The sequence below is a fragment of the Mesorhizobium sp. M0077 genome, assembly GCF_040322955.1.
Lineage (GTDB): Bacteria > Pseudomonadota > Alphaproteobacteria > Rhizobiales > Rhizobiaceae > Mesorhizobium.
The window spans coordinates 48,133-67,795 of record NZ_JAMYUL010000016.1; the positions used below are offsets into that span (position 1 = coordinate 48,133).

At 66.4% G+C, this 19,663-nt stretch carries 18 protein-coding genes and 1 tRNA gene; 16 read left to right on the forward strand and 3 right to left on the reverse strand.

From position 1 onward, the window contains the following. The first annotated feature begins 4 nt into the window (after nucleotides 1-4). From cobN to NKJ57_RS25520, 5 genes are read left to right on the forward strand one after another with little or no spacing between them, the layout of a single operon-like run. Nucleotides 5-3,685 (forward strand): cobaltochelatase subunit CobN, encoded by a 3,681-nt coding sequence (cobN, locus tag NKJ57_RS25500; RefSeq protein WP_352513049.1) that lies wholly within the window; start codon nucleotides 5-7, stop codon nucleotides 3,683-3,685. After that, on the forward strand, nucleotides 3,682-5,160 hold the full coding sequence (cobG, locus tag NKJ57_RS25505) for a precorrin-3B synthase (RefSeq protein WP_352513047.1): 1,479 nt from the start codon (nucleotides 3,682-3,684) through the stop codon (nucleotides 5,158-5,160). Before cobN ends, cobG begins: the two co-directional genes overlap by 4 nt. 2 nt (nucleotides 5,161-5,162) lie before the next feature. Then, nucleotides 5,163-5,795, forward strand: a complete 633-nt coding sequence (locus NKJ57_RS25510) for a precorrin-8X methylmutase (protein WP_352513045.1) — start codon at nucleotides 5,163-5,165, stop codon at nucleotides 5,793-5,795. Further along, nucleotides 5,792-6,565: a precorrin-2 C(20)-methyltransferase gene (locus NKJ57_RS25515; RefSeq protein ID WP_352513043.1), complete on the forward strand. Its 774-nt coding sequence runs from the start codon at nucleotides 5,792-5,794 to the stop codon at nucleotides 6,563-6,565. The genes NKJ57_RS25510 and NKJ57_RS25515 overlap by 4 nt, the downstream gene beginning before the upstream one ends. Continuing rightward, nucleotides 6,562-7,326, forward strand: a complete 765-nt coding sequence (locus NKJ57_RS25520) for a precorrin-3B C(17)-methyltransferase (RefSeq protein ID WP_023700382.1) — start codon at nucleotides 6,562-6,564, stop codon at nucleotides 7,324-7,326. The genes NKJ57_RS25515 and NKJ57_RS25520 overlap by 4 nt, the downstream gene beginning before the upstream one ends. Here the strand turns inward: NKJ57_RS25520 and NKJ57_RS25525 are convergent. Beyond that, a complete protein-coding gene (locus tag NKJ57_RS25525) occupies nucleotides 7,290-8,048 on the reverse strand; it encodes a cobalt-precorrin-6A reductase (protein ID WP_032903654.1) in 759 nt (252 codons plus the stop codon). The genes NKJ57_RS25520 and NKJ57_RS25525 overlap by 37 nt on opposite strands. A gap of 208 nt (nucleotides 8,049-8,256) precedes the next feature. Here NKJ57_RS25525 and cbiE point away from each other — a divergent pair, with 208 nt between their 5' ends. The 8 genes from cbiE to NKJ57_RS25565 all read left to right on the forward strand — a co-directional run bounded on the left by cbiE (nucleotide 8,257) and on the right by NKJ57_RS25565 (nucleotide 15,062). Further along, a complete protein-coding gene (cbiE, locus tag NKJ57_RS25530) occupies nucleotides 8,257-9,483 on the forward strand; it encodes a precorrin-6y C5,15-methyltransferase (decarboxylating) subunit CbiE (RefSeq protein WP_352513040.1) in 1,227 nt (408 codons plus the stop codon). Further along, the gene (locus tag NKJ57_RS25535) at nucleotides 9,480-9,866 is read left to right on the forward strand and encodes a cobalamin biosynthesis protein (RefSeq protein ID WP_023690940.1); all 387 of its coding nucleotides are present in this window, start codon (nucleotides 9,480-9,482) and stop codon (nucleotides 9,864-9,866) included. Before cbiE ends, NKJ57_RS25535 begins: the two co-directional genes overlap by 4 nt. After that, nucleotides 9,863-10,627: a precorrin-4 C(11)-methyltransferase gene (cobM, locus tag NKJ57_RS25540; RefSeq protein ID WP_023698346.1), complete on the forward strand. Its 765-nt coding sequence runs from the start codon at nucleotides 9,863-9,865 to the stop codon at nucleotides 10,625-10,627. The genes NKJ57_RS25535 and cobM overlap by 4 nt, the downstream gene beginning before the upstream one ends. Further along, nucleotides 10,624-11,430 (forward strand): uroporphyrinogen-III C-methyltransferase, encoded by an 807-nt coding sequence (gene cobA, locus NKJ57_RS25545; protein WP_023698347.1) that lies wholly within the window; start codon nucleotides 10,624-10,626, stop codon nucleotides 11,428-11,430. The genes cobM and cobA overlap by 4 nt, the downstream gene beginning before the upstream one ends. Further along, the gene (locus NKJ57_RS25550) at nucleotides 11,427-12,740 is read left to right on the forward strand and encodes a cobyrinic acid a,c-diamide synthase CobB (RefSeq protein WP_023698348.1); all 1,314 of its coding nucleotides are present in this window, start codon (nucleotides 11,427-11,429) and stop codon (nucleotides 12,738-12,740) included. Before cobA ends, NKJ57_RS25550 begins: the two co-directional genes overlap by 4 nt. Then, nucleotides 12,737-13,504: an adenosylcobinamide-GDP ribazoletransferase gene (cobS, locus tag NKJ57_RS25555; RefSeq protein WP_031249173.1), complete on the forward strand. Its 768-nt coding sequence runs from the start codon at nucleotides 12,737-12,739 to the stop codon at nucleotides 13,502-13,504. The genes NKJ57_RS25550 and cobS overlap by 4 nt, the downstream gene beginning before the upstream one ends. A gap of 24 nt (nucleotides 13,505-13,528) precedes the next feature. Further along, a complete protein-coding gene (gene cobT / locus NKJ57_RS25560) occupies nucleotides 13,529-14,539 on the forward strand; it encodes a nicotinate-nucleotide--dimethylbenzimidazole phosphoribosyltransferase (RefSeq protein WP_352513038.1) in 1,011 nt (336 codons plus the stop codon). A gap of 250 nt (nucleotides 14,540-14,789) precedes the next feature. Next, a complete protein-coding gene (locus tag NKJ57_RS25565; protein WP_155922523.1) occupies nucleotides 14,790-15,062 on the forward strand; it encodes a hypothetical protein in 273 nt (90 codons plus the stop codon). Nucleotides 15,063-15,239: 177 nt separating this feature from the next. Here the strand turns inward: NKJ57_RS25565 and NKJ57_RS25570 are convergent. Beyond that, nucleotides 15,240-15,315 (reverse strand) — tRNA-Lys (locus tag NKJ57_RS25570). 107 nt (nucleotides 15,316-15,422) lie between these two features. Continuing rightward, nucleotides 15,423-16,331 (reverse strand): PhzF family phenazine biosynthesis protein, encoded by a 909-nt coding sequence (locus NKJ57_RS25575; RefSeq protein WP_023735927.1) that lies wholly within the window; start codon nucleotides 16,329-16,331, stop codon nucleotides 15,423-15,425. A gap of 113 nt (nucleotides 16,332-16,444) precedes the next feature. Here NKJ57_RS25575 and NKJ57_RS25580 point away from each other — a divergent pair, with 113 nt between their 5' ends. Genes NKJ57_RS25580 through NKJ57_RS25590 form a run of 3 tightly spaced genes read left to right on the forward strand, consistent with a single transcriptional unit; the run spans nucleotide 16,445 to nucleotide 19,654 of the window. Continuing rightward, on the forward strand, nucleotides 16,445-17,731 hold the full coding sequence (locus NKJ57_RS25580) for an efflux RND transporter periplasmic adaptor subunit (protein ID WP_352513036.1): 1,287 nt from the start codon (nucleotides 16,445-16,447) through the stop codon (nucleotides 17,729-17,731). Nucleotides 17,732-17,735: 4 nt separating this feature from the next. Beyond that, entirely contained in the window at nucleotides 17,736-18,440 is a 705-nt protein-coding gene (locus NKJ57_RS25585; RefSeq protein ID WP_023735929.1) for an ABC transporter ATP-binding protein, read from the forward strand. Then, a complete protein-coding gene (locus NKJ57_RS25590; RefSeq protein ID WP_023685173.1) occupies nucleotides 18,437-19,654 on the forward strand; it encodes an ABC transporter permease in 1,218 nt (405 codons plus the stop codon). The genes NKJ57_RS25585 and NKJ57_RS25590 overlap by 4 nt, the downstream gene beginning before the upstream one ends. Nucleotides 19,655-19,663 lie beyond the last annotated feature (9 nt).

The window sequence follows — 19,663 nt, forward strand, 5'->3', positions numbered from 1 at the left end:
CGAAATGCATATACTCACCACCACATCCGCCTCGCTCGACGATCTCGCCGAGCCCGTCGATCTCGGGCAGACGCCGGCGGATATCGTGGCGCTGTCCTTCACCGACAGCGACCTCGCCGGCCTCGCGGCGGCGTGGAAGGCCGATGCCGCCCGCCTGCCGTGGATGCGGCTGGCGGCGCTGCGCGACCTGCGCCATCCCATGTCCGTGGACCTCTGGATCGACAGCGTCGCCCGCCAGGCCAAGGTGATCTTGGTGCGCATCCTCGGCGGCTATGACTGGTGGCGCTATGGCTGCGACCAACTCGCGGTGACTGCTCGCGAACGTGGCATCAAGCTGGCGCTGCTGCCTGGTGAAAGCCATGACGAGGACCTCAGGCTGATCGAAGCCTCGACGCTGCCCCGCGCGGAGCTGGACGGCCTGCTGGGCTATTTCCGCGAGGGCGGGCCGGAGAATATGACAGCGCTGATGCAAAGATTGGCGGGGCTGGCGGGACGGGATGCGGCTTCGGCTGACCCGGTTAGCGTGCCGAAAGCTGGTTACTACGAGCCAGGTCGCGGCGTGGTGGGCAAGTTGGATTTGGCCAATGTCGGCGTTCCTTCACACCCCCCTCTGTCCTGCCGGACATCTCCCCCGCAAGGGGGGAGATCAGCCGTCACCAAAGCCGGCTCCTCTTCGGCCCCGTTGAACAGGAAGCTGTCTGGGTCATCTAAGATTGGCGAAACCGTTGACGACAGATCAATCTCCCCCCTTGCGGGGGAGATGTCCGGCAGGACAGAGGGGGGTGGGCGGGAACTCGGCGCAGACAACATCAACTCTCCCATCATCCCCATCCTCTTCTACCGCTCGATGCTGCTGGCCGCCGATGTCGCGCCAATCGATGCCCTCTTTGATGCACTCCGCCAGCGCGGCATGAGACCGGTCCCGATCTTCGTCTCCAGCCTGAAGGACCCGACGTCGCTGGCCTTCGTCGAGACCGCGCTCGCCTCGCTCAACCCCGCCGCCATCATCACTTCAACCGCCTTCGCATCCGGCGCCGAACCCGGCGTCCAAACCCTGTTCGACCGGGCCTGCGTGCCGGTCTTCCAGGTCATCGTCGCCACCACCCGCCGCGACGTCTGGGACAACAACCAGCGCGGCCTGGCGCCGGCCGACCTTGCCATGCATGTCGTGCTGCCCGAACTCGACGGCCGCATCCTGGCCGGCGCGATTTCCTTCAAGGGCGAGAGCGAGACCGACCCGGCGCTCGGCCACCGCGCCTTAGCGAACCGCCCGGAACCGGATCGCGTTGCGCAAGTGGCGGAGCGTGTCGCGGCGTTCATCAAGCTGCAGCAGACGCCCCGCGCGACGCGTAAGTTGGCGATCCTCATTCCGGACTATCCGAGCGCGCCCGGCCGCACTGGCTATGCAGTGGGCCTGGATGTGCCGTCCAGCGTGCTGGCCATGCTGCATGACCTGAAGGAGCAGGGCTATCGGGTTGAAGGGATTCCGCAAACGCCGCGTGAGTTGCTGGACGCGTTGGAGCGGAGAGGCGATGGGCTGGGGTTGGAGGAGTATCTGGACTTCTCAAAGGATTTGCCGGCTGACGCACTGGCTGCAGTCGAGGCGGCATGGGGCGCCCCTTCACCCTCCCCCTTGTGGGGAGGGTCGGTTCGCGACATTCGCGAAGCGGATGGCGCGAAACGGGGTGGGGGTAGCGGTGCACCACCCCCACCCGGCCCTGCGGGCCACCCTCCCCACAAGGGGGAGGGTAAGAGCGGCTTCCCCTTCCGCGCCGCCACCTTCGGCAACATCACTGTCGCTCTCGCCCCCGACCGTGGCCGCTCGGCCGACCGCCGCGCCGATTACCACGACCCGACGCTCCCTCCCCGCCACGACCTCATCGCCTTCGGCCTGTGGCTGCGCAAATCGCTCCGCATCCATGCTCTCATCCATGTCGGCGCTCATGGCACGCTGGAATGGCTGCCCGGCAAGACGGTAGCGCTCTCACAAAACTGCTTCCCCGAGATCGTCACCGGCTCGTTGCCCGTCATTTACCCCTTCATCGTCTCCAATCCCGGCGAAGCGGCGCAGGCGAAGCGGCGTATCGCCGCCGTCACGCTTGGCCATCTGCCGCCGCCGCTGACCGGTGCCGGCCTAGACGAAGGGCAGCACAAGCTCGAACGCCTCGTCGACGAATATGCCCAGGCCGACGGCCTCGACCGCCGCCGCCGCGATCGTCTGGCCAAGCTGATCGTCGACACGGCGCAAAAGACCGGCTTCGCCTCCGAAGCCGGCGTCGCCGGAACCGATGCGCCCGACGAGGCGCTGCGCCGCATCGACGCCTGGCTCTGCGACCTCAAGGATTTCGCCATCAAGGACGGCCTGCATATTTACGGCCGCGCGCCAGACGACGAACCCGACGCCATGCGCCGGCAAAGCGCCGAAGCCGAGAAGGCCGCGCTGCTGGCGGCGCTCGACGGCCGCCACGTCAAGGCCGGCCCGGCCGGGGCGCCTGCGCGTGGCCGCTCCGACGTGCTGCCCACCGGCCGCAATCTCTTCACCTCCGATCCGCGCACCATGCCGACGCCGACCGCCTATGATCTGGGCCGATCGGCGGCGGAAGAGGTCGTGCGCGGCTATATGCAGTCACATGGCGACTGGCCGCGTTCTCTGGTCATCGACCTCTGGGGCTCGGCCTCGCTGCGCACCGGGGGCGAGGAGATCGCGCAAGGCCTGGCGCTGATGGGCTGCCGGCCGCAATGGGACAGTGCCACCGGCCGCATCACCGGCATCGAGGTGCTGCCGCCGGCCACGCTCGGCCGTCCGCGCATCGATGTCACCTGGCGGATTTCCGGCCTGTTCCGCGACATGTTCCCGACCCAGATCGCGCTGATCGACGCCGCTGCCAACGCCGTTGCCGCGCGCGACGAGGACGATTCGGAAAACCCGCTCGCCGCCAGAACCCGTGCCGATGGCAAGATCGGCCCGCGCATCTTCGGCACCTCGCCCGGCACCTATGGCGCCGGCGTCGAGGACCTGTTGTCGAGTGGCGACTGGGCCGCGCGCGAAGAAATCGGCCGCGCCTATCTCGATGCGACATCGCATGCCTATGGCGGCGCCGAGGGCGAAGGCATTGCCTCCCCCGGCGCTTTCGAGACCCGCATCGCCGAGGCCGATCTGCTCGTCCACACCGGCGACGATCCCGGCCGCGATATTCTCGAGGGCTCCGCCGATGTCGCCTTCATCGGCGGCTTTTCGGCCGCCCTTGCGGCATTGGGCCGAAATGCCGACGTCATCGTGCTCGACACCACCGACCCGCAAAAGCCGAAGCCGCGCTCGGTCGGCGAGGCTGTGTCGCGGGTTGTGCGGGCGCGAGCCGTCAATGCGCGTTTCATCGCCGGCCAGATGCGGCACGGCCCGCGCGGCGCATCGGAATTCGCCGAGACGGTCGATCGCCTCATCGGCTTTGCCGAAACCACGCACGCCATTTCAGGCGCGCTGATCGAGGCCGTGCATGATGCCTATGTCGGTGCTCCCGATGTCCGCGCCTTCATCCTGCGCGAAAACCCGGCCGCAGCCAAAGTCATCGCCGAACGCTTCCTGTCGGCGCGCCGGCGTGGGCTGTGGCATCCCTTGCGCAACTCGATCGACGACGATCTCGCGGCGTTGATCGCCGAGGCCGAGGCGCTCGGGGTCGCGGTATGAACGCCTTCTCGCGCCGCGGCGCCTGTCCGGCTCTCTCGGCGCCGATGCAGACCGGCGATGGCCTGCTGGTGCGGCTTAATCCTGTAGCTGGAGGTCTTTCGCCCAAGCTTTTGATCCGACTCGCCGAATCCGCCCTGCGGCACGGCAACGGCATCATGGAAGTGACCGCACGAGGCAGCCTGCAGATACGCGGCCTGACAGCGGAAAGTGCTGGGCTGCTGGCGGCGGAGGTGGATGCGCTGGGCATCGCCGTGCGCACCGGCGTGCCGGTCGAGACCGGGCCGCTGGCCGGCATCGATCCGCGGGAGATTGCCGATCCGCGAGCTTTGGCTGAGCGGGTCAGGGCTGCGGTCGAGGAAGCTGGGCTGACGCCAAGGCTAGGGCCGAAGGTTTCGGTGGTTGTCGATGGCGGCGGGCAGTTGACGATGGATGGGGTGACGGCCGATGTCAGGCTGAAGGCGGTGCGGGACGGCGCTAGCGTTCTGTGGACTGTATCTGTCGCTGTTGACGGCCAAAGCGCGAGACTGCTTGCGACGGTTGGGGACGATGCAGCGCGCGATATCACTGTCGCTGCTCTTCGAATGGTTGCAGAGAAGGGCCGCGACGCCCATGCAAAGGATTTGTCTGAGAGGCAATTGGCATCTCTTGCCGATTGGCTATGTTTGACAAGTTTGCGCGAGGCGCCCCCCTCTGTCCTGCCGGACATCTCCCCCTCAAGGGGGGAGATTACGCTTTCACCGATGATTTCACTAATCTCCGGTGTTGTTAAGGAAAAGCCGGCGTCGAAGCTGCCGATCTCCCCCCTTGAGGGGGAGATGTCCGGCAGGACGGAGGGGGGTGTGCAGGATCGCCGGCCTATCGGTCTTTTCCCCTTATCCAACGACACCACCGCTCTCGGCATAGCCCTCCCCTATGGCAGCGTGCCGGCCGAAAAACTCATCGCCCTCGCCCAAAGCGCCCTGTCCCTCGGCGTCGCCGAAATCCGCCTCGCCCCCGGCCGCGCCTTGCTTTTCCTCGGCCAACCATCGTCCGCAAACCACCTCCTGCAAGCCACCGCCACCGCGCTCGGCTTCGTCACCACCGCCGCCGACCCGCGCACCCGCATCGCCGCCTGCCCCGGCACCCCTGCGTGTGCCTCCGGCCGCATCGCCACGCGCGACATCGCCGAGACAATCGCCGCCGAAAACGCTGATATCCTCGACTTCACACTGCACATTTCCGGCTGCGCCAAGGGCTGCGCTCACCCCGGCTCTGCCGCGCTAACAATCGTCGGCGGCGAAATCGGAGCCGGACTTGTCGTGAACGCGACGGCAAAGGCCCTTCCTGCGGGCTACAGGCCGGGCTATGACGCCGCACGCTGCGTCAGTCGCGTCGCGGCGATGGTCCGCAGCGCACGATTTCAGGGCGAAACCGCCGCCGCCTGCCTGACAAGGCTCGGGCCGGCGGCAATCGCCGAAAGCTACCGACAGGAATAAGCATGGCCGCCTACGACTACATCCATGACGGCAACGCCATCTATGAGCGCTCTTTTGCCATCATCCGCGCCGAGGCCGATTTGTCCCGCTTTTCCGAGGCCGAGGCGGACGTTGCCATCCGCATGATCCATGCCTGCGGCCAGGTAGAAGCATCAAGTCATTTTGTTTTCTCCAGCGATTTCGTCGCCGCCTCCCGCAGCGCCTTGGCGGCCGGCGCGCCGATCTTCTGCGATGCCGAAATGGTCTCGCATGGCGTCACCCGCGCCAGGCTGCCGGCCGGCAATGAGGTGATCTGCACCTTGCGCGACCCGCGCACGCACGACATTGCCAAGGAGATCGGCAACACCCGCTCGGCGGCGGCGATCGATCTGTGGGGCGAGCGTATGGCCGGTTCGGTGGTCGCCATAGGCAATGCGCCGACGGCACTGTTCTATCTCCTGGAAAAATTGCGCGACGGCGCGCCGAAGCCGGCGGCGATCATCGGCATGCCGGTCGGCTTCGTCGGGGCCGCCGAATCCAAGGATGCGCTGGTGCAGAATTCCTATGGCGTGCCCTACGCCATCGTGCGCGGCAGGCTTGGCGGCAGCGCCATGACTGCAGCCGCCCTCAATTCGCTGGCGAGGCCCGGCCTGTGAACGCAGCTGTCAAAGAAGATCTGGCAAAAGGCCGCCTCGTCGGCGTCGGCACCGGTCCCGGCGATCCCGAACTCTTGACGCTGAAAGCCGCGCGCGTCCTGGCCGCGGCCGATGTCGTTGCCTATTTCGCCAAGCGCGGCAACAACAGCAACGCGCGCGCCATCGTCGAGGCGCGTTTCCGGCCGGACATGCTGGAACTGCCGCTTCTCTATCCCGTCACCACCGAGATCGACAAGGATCACGACGACTACCGTTCGCAGATCACCGATTTCTACGAGGAGTCGGCCGAGAAGGTCGCCGAACACCTCGAAGCCGGCCGCATGGTCGCCGTGCTCTCCGAAGGCGACCCGCTGTTCTACGGCTCCTACATGCACCTGCATGTCCGGCTGGCACACTGCTTCCCGACCGAAGTCATCCCCGGCGTCACCGCCATGTCGGGCTGCTGGTCGCAGACCGGCGTGCCTATCGTCCAGGGCGACGATGTGCTGACGGTTTTGCCCGGCACGATGAGCGAATTCGAACTGACACGCCGTCTCGCCGACACCGATGCCGCCGTCATCATGAAGGTCGGCCGCAACCTGCCCAAGATCAGGCGGGCGCTGGAAGCCACCGGCAAACTGACCCGCGCCGTCTATGTCGAGCGCGGCACCATGGCCGGCAGCGTTTCGTTGAAGCTCGCCGACAAGCCGGACGACAAGGCCCCCTATTTCGCCATCGTGCTGGTCGCCGGCTGGTCCGGCCGGCCTGGCGTTATGGGAGGCACGCCGTGAGCGGCCGGCTCACCGTCATCGGCCTTGGGCCCGGCAATGCCGACCAGGTGACGCCGCAAGCCAGCCGCGCCGTCGCCGAGGCAAAGTTCTTCTATGGCTACAAGCCGTATCTCGACCGGCTTGATCTTCGCCCGGATCAAACCCGCGTCGCCTCGGATAATCGCGAGGAACTCGCCCGCTCCAAGGACGCGCTGGTAAAGGCGGCGGACGGCCATGACGTCGCCGTCGTCTCCGGCGGCGATCCCGGCGTGTTCGCCATGGCGGCCGCCGTCTGCGAGGCGATCGAGGCCGGTCCGGCCGAATGGCGCACCGTCGATGTCACTGTCGTGCCCGGCGTCACCGCCATGCTGGCGGTTGCCGCCCGCATCGGCGCGCCGCTCGGCCATGATTTCTGCGCCATCTCGCTGTCCGACAATCTGAAGCCGTGGGACTTGATCGAACTGCGCCTCCTGGCGGCGGCCGGCGCCGGCTTCGTCATCGCGCTCTACAACCCGATCAGCAAGGCGCGCCCTTGGCAGCTCGGCCGTGCCTTCGAATGCCTGGCCGCCATCCTGCCCGGCACCACGCCGGTCATCTTCGGCCGCGCCGCCGGCCGCCCGGACGAGCGCATCGAGGTCTTTTTGTTGGCCGATGTCGACGCGCAAAAAGCCGACATGGCGACCTGCATCATCATCGGTTCGCCGGAAACACGGATCATCAAGCGCGGCGACAAACCGGCGCTGGTCTACACGCCGCGCTCCGCGACGGGGTCGAGACCATGATCGATCATCGCGGCCAATGCTTCGACAGTTTCGGCCGACGGCACCTCCGGCAGGATGGGCCTGCGCACCATCACCACCTCGATACCGAGCGCCCGCGCCGCCGCGATCTTGCCGTAGGTCGCCTCACCGCCGCTGTTCTTGGACACGACACCATCGATGCGGTGCTCCTCGAGCAGTGCGCGTTCATCCGCCTCGCGAAACGGCCCGCGCGCCAGAAGGTAGGTCGCATCCGGCACCGCCAGTTTCGGCTCGACCGGATCGACGCTGCGGATGAGGTAGTGATGCTGCGGCGCCGCCTCGAAAGCCGCGACCTCTTGCCGGCCGAGCGCCAGGAAGGCGCGGCGCGGCGTCGATCCAAGCGCGTGCACCGCATCGCCTGTCGTATCGACCTGCGTCCAGCGGTCGCCGTCGACAGGCTTCCAGCCGGGACGGCGCAGCGCCAGGATCGGCACACCGGTCAGGCGCGAGGCTTGCGCCGCATTGGCGGATATCTGCGCCGCATAGGGATGTGTGGCGTCGATCAGCAGGTCGATGCCCGCCTCCCTGAGATAGGCGGCCAGCCCGTCGGCGCCGCCAAATCCGCCGCTGCGCACCGGCACGCCTTGCGCGACCGGGCTTTCGGTGCGGCCGGCCAGCGACAGGGTGACACGGAAATCTTCCACCAGTTTTTCGGCCAATTGGCGCGCTTCTGTCGTGCCGCCAAGGATCAGAATCTTCTTCATGAGCACCATGTTGAACAGCGTCGGCGCTGCCCCTCACCCCTACCCTCTCCCCGTGAAGAACGGGGAGAGGGAGGCGTCAGCGCCGGAGCTTCTCCCTTCTCCCCGTCACTACACGGGGAGGTGAGGAGTGGTCTGGCTGGCAGACGAAAAGTCAATTGCTTGACTTTTCGAACGACGAACGCCTCAGGCGGATGAGGGGCGGCGCGACATGTCAAAAAAACAGCCCACGCCAAAATGGCTTACAATCGTCGGCATCGGCGAGGACGGTTTAGCGGGTCTCGGCGACGAGGCCAAGCGGCTGATCGCGCAAGCCGAATTCGTCTTCGGCGGCAAGCGGCATCTGGCGCTGGTGGCCTCCCTGGCCAAGGGCGAGGCGCGCGCCTGGCCGGTTCCTTTCGATGCCGGCATGGCAGACGTGCTGGCGCTGGCCGGCCGGCAGGTCTGCGTGCTCGCCTCCGGCGATCCGTTCTTCCATGGTGTCGGCGCTACGCTTGCCCGCAAGGTGAAGCCTGGGCAAATGCATGTTATCCCCGCGCCGTCAGCGACTTCGCTGGCCGCCGCACGGCTCGGCTGGGCGTTGCAGGACATCGAAGTGATCTCGCTGCATGGCCGCCCACTCGATCTGATCCGGCCGCTGCTGCATCCCAGGGCGCGCATCCTGGCGCTGACATCGGACGGCGACGCACCAGCGACAATAGCGCGCCTGCTCGCAGAGCTCGACTTCGGCGGTTCGCGGCTGACCGTTCTGGAAGCGCTGGGCGGACCGAACGAGAAGCTTCGCTCGGCACGTGCCGACGCTTTCGATCTCAGAGACATCAATCCGCTCAACGTGCTGGCGCTTGAGCTTGAATCGACACAAGAGGCCCGCATCCTGCCGCTGACCGTTGGCCGCGCCGACCATCTGTTCGAGCACGACGGCCAGATCACCAAGCACGACATCCGCGCCATCACGCTTGCGGCGCTGGCGCCGAGGCGTGGCGAATTGCTGTGGGACATCGGCGCCGGTTCCGGCTCCATCGGCATCGAATGGATGCTCGCTCACCCCTCGATGCGCGCCATCGCCATCGAGGCCAACAGCGACCGCGCCGCCCGCATCGTCCGCAACGCCGCGCATTGCGGCGTGCCCGGTCTTGTCGTGGTGGAAGGGTCGGCGCCCAAGGCACTGGCCGGGCTGGACACGCCGGATGCGATCTTCATCGGCGGAGGTGGCAGCGACGCCGGCGTACTGAACGCCGCCATCAAGGCGCTGCCATCCCGTGGCCGTCTCGTTGCCAATGCGGTGACGCTGGAGATGGAGGCGCTGCTTCTCGCGGAGCACATCAAGCGCGGCGGCGACCTTACCCGCATCACCATTTCCCGCGCTTCTCCTGTCGGTTCGATGCAGGCCTGGCGCCCGGCCATGCCGGTCACCCAGTGGAGCTGGGTGAAGCCATGATGGTGGCGGGCATCGGCAGCCGGAAGGGCGTGAGCGTCGAAGACGTGCTCGCGGCGATCGAAACCGCCCTCGAAGCGCACGGGCTGGCGATAACGGCGCTGTCGGCCTTGGCGACCGCCGCGCTCAAGAAAGACGAAGAAGCGATCTCTGCCGCTGGCCGCACGCTCAACCTTCCCGTCATCATCGTTGATGACGCAGCACTTCAGGCCGTCTCGTCGGAGGCACTCAGCAAATCCGATCTCTCGCAGGATCTCGCCGGCACACCCTCTGTCTCAGAAGCCTCCGCCCTTGCCGTTGCCGGCCCCGGTGCAAAGCTGCTTGGTCCACGCACCGTGCTCGGCCCGGTCACCTGCGCCATCGCCATCAGCGGAGACGCGCCATGACCGTGCATTTCATCGGCGCCGGTCCCGGTGCCGCCGACCTCATGACACTGCGCGGCGCCAAGCTGCTGGCAAGCTGCCCGGTCTGTCTGCATGCCGGCTCGATCGTCGCGCCGGAATTGCTGCAACACTGCGCACCGGGGACCAAACTGATCGATACGGCGCCGATGTCACTCGACGAAATCGAGGTCGAATATGTGACAGCCCACCAGGCCGGCCACGATGTCGCCCGCCTGCATTCCGGCGACCTCTCGGTGTGGAGCGCCGTGGCCGAGCAGATCCGCCGGCTGGAAAAGCATGGTATCCCCTATACGCTGACGCCGGGCGTTCCCTCCTTCGCCGCCGCTGCCGCCGCGCTTCGCCGCGAACTGACCATTCCCGAGGTGGCGCAAAGCCTGGTGCTGACCCGTGTCTCCGGCCGCGCGTCCAAAATGCCGCCCGGCGAAACGCTGGCCGGGTTCGGTCGCACCGGTGCGACGCTCGCCATTCATCTCGCCATCCACGCCATCGACCGAGTCGTCGCCGAATTGTCGCCGCATTATGGCGGCGATTGCCCGGTGGCGATCGTCTTTCGCGCTTCATGGCCGGACGAGCGCGTGCTGACCGGCACGCTCGCCACGATCGAGGCACTGCTCGCCGCCGACCCGATGGAGCGCACGGCGATCATCTTCGTCGGCCGCTCGCTGGCAGCGGAAGGTTTTGGCGAGAGTTCATTGTACGACGCCCACTATCAGCGGCGTTTCCGGGGACGGGACGGATTGTGAGCGGTAAAAGCGAAAACACCACGCTCGAACAGGCGCTTGCACGGCTGAACTTCAAGCCCCGTGCGCTTGAGCCGGGCCATGTCTGGCTGGCCGGCGCCGGCCCCGGCGATCCCGGCTGCCTGACGCTGGAAGTGCTGGCGGCTTTAGCCGAGGCAGATGCGCTGGTCTACGACGCGCTGGTCTCGCCCGACGTCGTCGCTGTCGCGGAAAAGGCCGAACTGTTCTTTGCGGGAAAGCGCGGCGGCAAGCCGTCGATGAAGCAGGACGACATCACCGCTCTGCTGGTGCGGCTGGCGCGCGATGGCCGCCGCGTCATCCGGCTGAAGGGTGGCGATCCCTATATTTTCGGCCGTGGCGGCGAAGAGGCGCTGGCGCTGGCGCGCGAAAAAATCCCGTTCCGCGTCCTGCCCGGCCTGACATCGGGGCTGAGCGCGCTGGCCGCCACCGGCATTCCCGCAACCATGCGCGGCATCAACAAGGCGATCATCCTGGCGACAGGTCATGCCGCCGGCACAGATGACGATCTCGACTGGGGCGCGATCGCCCGCACCGGCCAGCCGGTGGTCATCTATATGGGCATGGCCAATCTGCCTGTTATCGCCGCGTCGCTGCTCGAAGGCGGGCTGGCGCCGTCGACGCCGGCGGCTGTCATCGTTTCGGCGACGACACCGCAGGAGCGGACCGTCGTCGCGACACTCGCCACCATTTCCGAAGCGGCCGCCGCGGCGGAATTGGCCTCGCCGGCCCTCATTGTCGTCGGCGGCATCGTCGCCATGCGCGCAGCACTGGCGGGTAACGCATGACCCGCGCCATCATCATCGGCGCGCCGCGTTCCGGCTCCGGCAAGACCAGCGTCACCATCGGCATTTTGCGCGCGCTCGCCCGGCGCGGCATCAAGGTGCGCGGCGCCAAGTCCGGCCCCGACTATATCGATCCGGGTTTTCATACCGCCGCCACTGGCCTGTCCGGCGTCAACCTGGACAGCTGGGCGATGTCGCCTGACCTGCTCAACGCGTTGGCCGGCAATGCCACCGAGGACGCCGATTTTATCTTCCTCGAAAGCGCCATGGGCCTGTTCGACGGCATCCCGGCCGGACAAGGCCGCTCCGGCTCGGCCGCCGATCTGGCGCGGCTCTACCACCTGCCGGTGCTTTTGGTGCTCGACGTCTCGGGACAGTCGACGACGGCGGCCGCCGTCGCGAAGGGTTTTGCCACCTACGACCCAGATGTGCGCATGGCCGGAATCGTGCTCAACCGTCTCGGCAGCGAGCGCCACCGCAAGCTGTGCAGCGAGGCGATCGAAACGCTCGGCCTGCCGGTCGTCGGCGCCATCCTGCGCGATCCCACGCTCAATTTGCCGGAGCGCCATCTCGGCCTCGTCCAGGCCGGCGAATATGCCGACCTGATGACGCATCTCGACCGCCTCGCCGACATGGTCGAGAAATCCCTCGATCTTGACGCCATCATGGCGCTGGCCGCGCCGTTTTCGCCGGCATCAGGCAGTTTCGAACATGCCTTGCAGCCGCCCGGCCAACGAATCGCGCTCGCCGAAGACGCCGCCTTCACCTTCCTCTATCCGCACGTCGCCGGCCACTGGCGTCAGGCCGGCGCCGAGATCGTTCCGTTCTCGCCGCTCGCCGACGAAGCACCGGCGCAGAATTGCGATGTCTGCTGGCTGCCCGGCGGCTATCCCGAGCTTCACGCCGGCAGCCTCGCCGCGGCAACCAATTTTCGAGCTGGCATGGCCAGGTTTGCCGAGACCAAGCCGATCCATGGTGAGTGCGGTGGCTTCATGGTGCTGGGCGAAGCGCTGGAGGACGCGGCCCGCGAGACGCACGCCATGCTTGGCCTGCTCGGCCATTCCACCAGCTTTGCCAAGCGCAAGATGAACCTCGGCTACCGCGAGGCACGCCTGCGCGCCGCCTGTCCGCTGGGGCCGCAAGGCGCGCTGATCCGCGGCCATGAATTCCACTATGCGCAGATGATCGCCACCGGCAATGACGAGCCGCTGGCCGACCTAGCCGATGGCCAGGGCAATCCGCTCGGCGCCTCCGGCTATCGCCGCGGCCTTGTCAGCGGCACCTTCTTCCACGCCATTGCGAGGAGTGCATGACCGCCGTGCCCTCACCCCGGCAAGCGCTCGACGACGTCGCGCTTTGCCTCGTCTTCTTCACCCGGCTGCCGCTGCCGGTCTTCGACTTTCGTGGCCGCAGCCTGGCCGATGCGATCTGGGCGGCGCCTGCCGCCGGCCTCGCGGTCGCTTTGGTCGGCGCCGTCGTCTACGCCATCGGGGTAAAGCTCGGTCTCGCCGCTGGGCCGGCGGCCGCACTTGCGCTTGCAGCAACCCTGCTCGCCACCGGCTGCCTGCATGAGGATGGGCTGTCGGATGTCGCAGATGGCTTTGGCGGCGGCAAGACGCGCGATAAAAAACTCGAGATCATGCGCGACAGCCGTATCGGCGCCTATGGAGCTTCGGCGCTTGGCCTGTCGATGCTCATTCGCTGGAGCGCGCTGTCGCAACTGGCGAATCCGACAAGCGTGCTCTTCGCGCTGATCGCCGCCCACGCCGCATCGCGCGGCCTGCTCGGCGCGTTCATGCATCTGGCGCCGGCGGCGCGCAGTGACGGCCTGTCTGCCGGCGCCGGGACCGTCTCGGCCCAGACAGCTGTTCTCGGCGCCGTGCTCGGCGCCATCCCGCTTCTGACCCTGGGGCTCGGCGGCGCCTTTGCCGCACTGATCCTGCTCGCTCTCGTGTTCAGCGCCTTGCGCGCGCTCTGCCTCAACCAGATTGGCGGCCACACCGGCGACACGATCGGCGCCCTGCAGCAGCTGGGCGAGATCACTGTCCTGCTCGTCGCTTCCGTTTCCCTGTCCTGATTCTTCCCCGGAGATTCCTTCCCCATGCCATTCAAATCATTCGACGAACTGCGCGCCGCCTGTCTCGATCTGCCTGCCGGCAGCGATACCGCCGCCAACGCCGTCGCCCGCCGCCAGGACACGCTGACCAAGCCGCAAGGCAGCCTGGGCCGGCTGGAAACTCTCGCCGCCTGGCTGGCGCGCTGGCAGGGTCGCGACATGCCGAAACTCGACCGCGTCAAAGTCTTCGTGTTCGCCGGCAACCACGGTGTGACGGCGCAAGGCGTGTCGGCCTTCCCGTCGGAAGTGACGGTGCAGATGGTGGCGAATTTTGCCGGCGGCGGCGCCGCCATCAACCAGCTTGCCCGCATCGCCGGCGCGGAACTCGACGTCATCCCGCTCGATCTCGATCATCCGACAGGCGACTTCACTGACGTGCCGGCAATGGACGAAAAAACCTACCTCGCCGCCGTCTCGGCTGGCTATGACGCGGTGACGAACGACCTCGACCTCGTCTGTTTCGGCGAGATGGGCATCGGCAACACCACGCCGGCGGCCGCCATTTCGACCGCCCTGTTCGGCGGTGGCGCTGAAAAATGGACCGGGCGCGGCACCGGCGTCGACGATGCCGGCCTGAAGCGCAAGGTCACCGCCATAGAATCCGGCCTCAAGCGCCATGCCGACGCGCTGTCCGACCCGCTGAAGATCGCCGCCGCCCTTGGCGGCCGCGAACTCGCCGCCATCTTCGGCGCCACGCTCGCCGCCCGCCGCAAGAACGTCCCGGTGCTGCTCGACGGCTTCGTCTGCACGGCAGCGGCAGCGCCCCTGGCGCGACTGCACCCGTCTGGCCTCGCCCACACCATCGCCGCCCATGTCTCGGCCGAATCCGGCCACCGCCGCCTGCTCGAAGCGCTCGGCCTGCCGCCGCTGCTCGACCTCGGCATGCGGCTGGGCGAAGGCTCCGGCGCCTGCCTCGCCGTCAACATCGTCCGCTCGGCACTGGAATGCCATGCGAGGATGGCGAGTTTTGCCGAGGCTGGCGTGTCAGAGAAGTAGCTAGAGCGATTTGACGGGAGGGCGCCGGCCCGAACCTTCACTGACCATCGTCGGGCCGATCACTGGCATTCCGGGCTGGTGGCTCGAACAGCACGGCCGCTGAAAGATTCCGCACCTGGGGGTTGGCCCGCTGCTTCTGTGGTGGGCTCTTTTTACTGGCACTATTCGCCGCCGTTGCCGACAAAATGTGATTGACGTAACGGTGACCAGGCGCAATCATTACGGATTGTGCAGGGTGAGGGCGTTTTCAATGAAACTCGTTGTCTTTGGCGTAGCAATAGTATTGGCCGCTACCGGAGCAGCTGTTGCGAAAGAGAAGAAAAAGGTGGCCACCGCTCAGGCTACAACCTCGTGTTCTACAGCTCATAAGAAGGCTGGCAGCAAGCCGACCGCGAAACCGGATTGCAAATCGACAGGCACCGTGGTTGCGCGACCGTCAAATAGGGCCGAAAACTTCCTGGATCATTATAATCCGCGCTTAGGGTATGACACCAGTCCGTGGTTTCAAACTGGCTTTAATTGATGGCGGCTTCGGCTTCCGGGCTTTTCTTAATCCAGCGCGGCCTTCACTCCTTCGCCAAATAGCGCACCGGCTTACCGGCCGCCGAGTTTAAGGCAAACCTGCCCCATGATTGAGGCATGTCGAGGCGCGTCAACGCGTCCGGCATTCCAAGGTCTTCCACCAACTCTTCTAGAAATTTGGTGGGTGCGCACAGGATTGAACTGTGGACCCGCTGATTAAGAGTCAGCTGCTCTACCAACTGAGCTACGCACCCACTCGACCGGTAAAAACCGGCGTTGGCGGGCATATAGCCGCCGATACCGGTCCTGTCCAGCCCTGCCGGAATCATTTCCCGACAAATCGCTGAACTGCCGCAGGCGGTCACACGAACAGCTTTCCTTCCGCCACCTTGACGGCATGGCCGCCGATGCGCGCGGACGCCAATTTTCCGCCTTCGACAGTGAGTTCCAAGCGGATACGTGACGGGCGGCCCATCTCCAGCCCCTGCTCGATCCACAGCTGCGAAATGCAGTCGGTGGGCGCATCGAAATGCATGATGGCGCCGGCAAAGGCCGCCGCCGCCGACCCGGTCGCCGGGTCCTCATAGGAGGGAGTACCCGGCACGATCATGCGGACATGGAAGGCGCTGTCATGGTTCACCGTCTGGCGGCAATAGACGTACGGGCTGGCGAAGGCCCATTCGCTCTTGCGCGGCGCCAGTTCCGACCAGGCCTGGTTGTCGAGCTTGATCCGGCCGGCAGCCTCCAGATTGGAGACCGGAATGCTGACGTAAGGCACGCCTGCCGACCAGAACGACACCAGGTGATTCTCGAAGCCGATCTCGTGCGGCGCCAGCCCGAGGGCGGCGCCGATCGCCTCCGGGTCGGCATCGAGCTTCAGCGGCTCCGGCAGCTTCGCCAGGTCGAACTCGGCAAAGGTGGCGCCATCGTGCCGGCTGACGGCGCAGCGCACCGGGCCGATATTCTCCTCCAGCACGAAGATGCCGGCTTCGCCCTCGCCTGTCAGTTCGGCCAGCGCGATCGCGGCGCCAACTGTCGGATGTCCGGCGAACGGCATCTCATAGTCGGGCGTGAAAATGCGGATGCGGTTGCGATGTTTTGGATTGTCCGGCGGCAGCACGAAGACCGATTCGGACAGGTTGAACTCGCGCGCAATGGCCTGCATGGCGGCTGTATCCAGCCCTTGGCTGTCGAGCACGACAGCCAGCGGATTGCCGGCCAGCCGCTCCGTCGTAAACACATCGTAGAGCAAGTAATTGCGGGTCTGCATCTTGAAAAACCTTCCGCCTCAATCCGAACATGGCCGAAATTTAATTTGATATTCGAACCACCAAGCCTGATCTGTGCACAACTAGGGACATTACGCTTTCATAGGGGTCCGGCGTGGACCAGCTTGTCAATCTGCCAAAGACGGAATCGGATTCCGCCATCGAGGCGGCGCTCGGGCTTGATCAGAGCGGCGTGCGCAAGACGCGCCGCCGGGGCTGGCTTTACGCGCTGCTGGCGCTGATCGCACTTGCCGCCGGGTTGGCTGGCTACCAGTGGTTTGCCGGCTCCCCGGCCAAGATCGACTACACCACCACGCCGGCTACCATTGCCGACCTCACCGTCGCGGTTTCGGCGACCGGCACGCTGCAGCCCCTCACCCAGGTCGACATTTCAAGCGAGCTGTCCGGCATCATCCGCTCGGTCTCGGCCGAAGAGAACCAGCAGGTCAAGAAGGGCGACGTGCTGGCGACGCTCGACACGGTGAAACTCGAGGTCCAGATCGAACGCGCCGAAGCCTCGGCCAAGGCCGCTGCCGCCAATGTCGAGGACGCCACGGTAACCCTGAAGGAGAACGAAAGCGCCCTCACCCGCGCGGCCGAACTGACCAGGCGTGGCATGGCGACCGATCAGTCGCTCGAGGCGGCGACTGCCACGCGCGACCGCTCCAAGGCGGCGCTCGATAGTGCGCAGGCCAATCTCGCCATCGCCCAGGCCGATCTCAAGGCGCAGCAGACCGACCTTGCCAAGAGCACCATCTATGCGCCGATTGACGGCATCGTCTTGACGCGTTCCGTCGACCCCGGCCAGACGGTCGCCTCCTCGCTGCAGGCGCCGGTTCTGTTCATCATCGCCGCCGATTTGAGGAACATGGAATTGGTGGCGGCGGTCGACGAGGCCGATATCGGCGCGGTCAAACCAGGCCAGCATGCACGCTTCACCGTCGATGCCTTTCCGGAGCGGCCGTTCGACGCCGAGATCCGCGACATCTCCTACGCCTCGGTCACCACCGACGGCGTCGTCACCTACAATGCACGGTTGGAAGTCGACAATAACGAGCTTTTGCTGCGGCCCGGCATGACCGCCACGGTTTCGGTCGTCACCAGGCAGGCCAAGAGCGTGCTCACCGTGCCGTCCACCGCTTTCCGCTACCGCCCGGCGCAGCAGGCCGCGCGCGCGTGGAGCCTCAGCGATCTGTTCACCGGCCGCATGGGCCGTGGCGGCAACCGCCGCCAGCCGGTGAAGGCGCCCACCGACGGCTCACGCACGCTCTATGTGCTGGAGAACGGCCGGCCGCATCCGGTCAACGTCAAGATCGGCTCCACCGACGGCGAACTGACCGAGATCACCTCCGGGCTGGACGAAGGTGCAGAGGTTATCACGGCCTCGCAGCTGCGGAGCTGACGCCATGGCCGCGGGCCTCATCGGTTTCGACACGGTCTGGAAGAGCTATGGCCAGGGCGAAGCCAAGGTCCATGCGCTGGCCGGCGTCGACCTCGCCATCCAGCGTGGCGAATTCGTCGCCATCATGGGCCCGTCCGGTTCGGGCAAATCGACCGCGATGAACATCATCGGTTGCCTCGACACGCCGACGGCCGGAACCTACTCCTTCATGGGCATCGATGCTGGCCGGCTCGACCGCAACCGCCGGGCGCTGCTGCGCAATCTCTATATCGGCTTCGTCTTCCAGGGCTACAATCTGTTGCCGCGCACCACGGCGGCGGAAAATGTCGAGCTGCCGCTGATCTATCGCGGCGCGCCGGCCCGCGAGCGCCGCGATCTTGCCATGCAGGCGCTGGCGGAGGTCGGCCTGGTCGGGCGCGAACATCACACGCCGGCCGAACTCTCCGGTGGTCAGCAACAGCGCGTGGCGATCGCGCGCGCCATCGTCACCAGGCCGACGCTGCTCGTCGCCGACGAGCCGACCGGCAATCTCGACACCGCCCGCACGCATGAGATCATGGAGTTGTTGACGCGGCTGAACCGGGAGCTCGGCTTGACCATCGCCATGGTCACCCACGAGGCCGATGTCGCCGATTATGCCGAGCGCACCATCCGCTTCCTCGACGGCCACGTCGCGTCCGACACGGTCAAGTCGGAGTTGGCGTCATGATCTGGGAAACCGTCCGCCTCTCTCTGCGCTCCATCCGCCGCAATGTGCTGCGCTCGTTCCTGACGCTGCTCGGCATCGTCATCGGTGTCGCCGCCGTCATCGCCATGCTGACCATCGGTTCGGGCACCACGGCCAAGGTCAAGTCGGACATCGCCAAGCTCGGCTCGAACCTGCTCGTCGTCCGTTCCGGCCGCCCGGCAGGCACCGGCGGACCAGGCGGGCTCGACCAGGCGGTACGGCCTCTGGCCGACAAGGATGTAGCCGCCCTCGTAGCCCACCTGACCGGAGCGCGCGCCATTGCGCCGGCGTCGCAGAAACAAGTCCGCGTCATTTTCGGCACCGAGAGCCTGACCTCGGGCGTCACCGGCACCGACAGCGCCTATCTCGACGCCCGCGACTGGAAGCTGGTGTCGGGCCGCCCGTTCTCGGATTCGGAAACACGCTCCGGCACCGGCGTCTGCCTGATCGGCGAAACGGTGCGCCAGCAATTCTTCGGCGCCGGCGAACCCGAGGGCGAGATCATCCGCGTCAACCGCACCTCGTGCAAGATCATCGGCCTGCTCGAACCCAAGGGCTATACCGGCTTCGGCCAGGACCAGGACAATGTCGTCTTAATGCCGCTTGCCGCCTATCAGCGCCGCATCGCCGGCAACCGCGACATCGACAACATCTACGTCGCCGCCGACGACCGCACCCCGACCACCGAATTGCAGCCGCGAGTCGAGGACATTTTGCGCGACACCCGCCGCATCACGCCGGACCGCGAAGACGATTTCTCGATCCGCGACATGACCCAGATCGCCGACGCCATGGCCAGCGCCACCACCACCATGACCGGCATGCTGGGCGCCGTCGCGGGCGTCAGCCTGCTGGTCGGCGGCATCGGCATCATGAACATCATGCTGGTCTCGGTCACTGAGCGCACCCGCGAGATCGGCATCAGGCTCGCCATCGGCGCGCATGAAAAGCACATCCTCATCCAGTTCCTGGTCGAGGCGACGGTGCTGTCGCTGCTCGGCGGCATTATCGGCATCCTGATCGGCCTGGCGCTGGCCGGCCTCGCCTCGGCAACGCTGGCCATACCGTTTGCGCCGAGCCCGGCGGTCATCCTGCTCGCCGTCGGTTTTTCGGCGCTGATCGGCATGGTGTTCGGCTTCTTCCCGGCGCTGCGCGGCGCCAGGCTCGACCCGATCGACGCGCTGCGCCACGAATAAGCGCCAGAT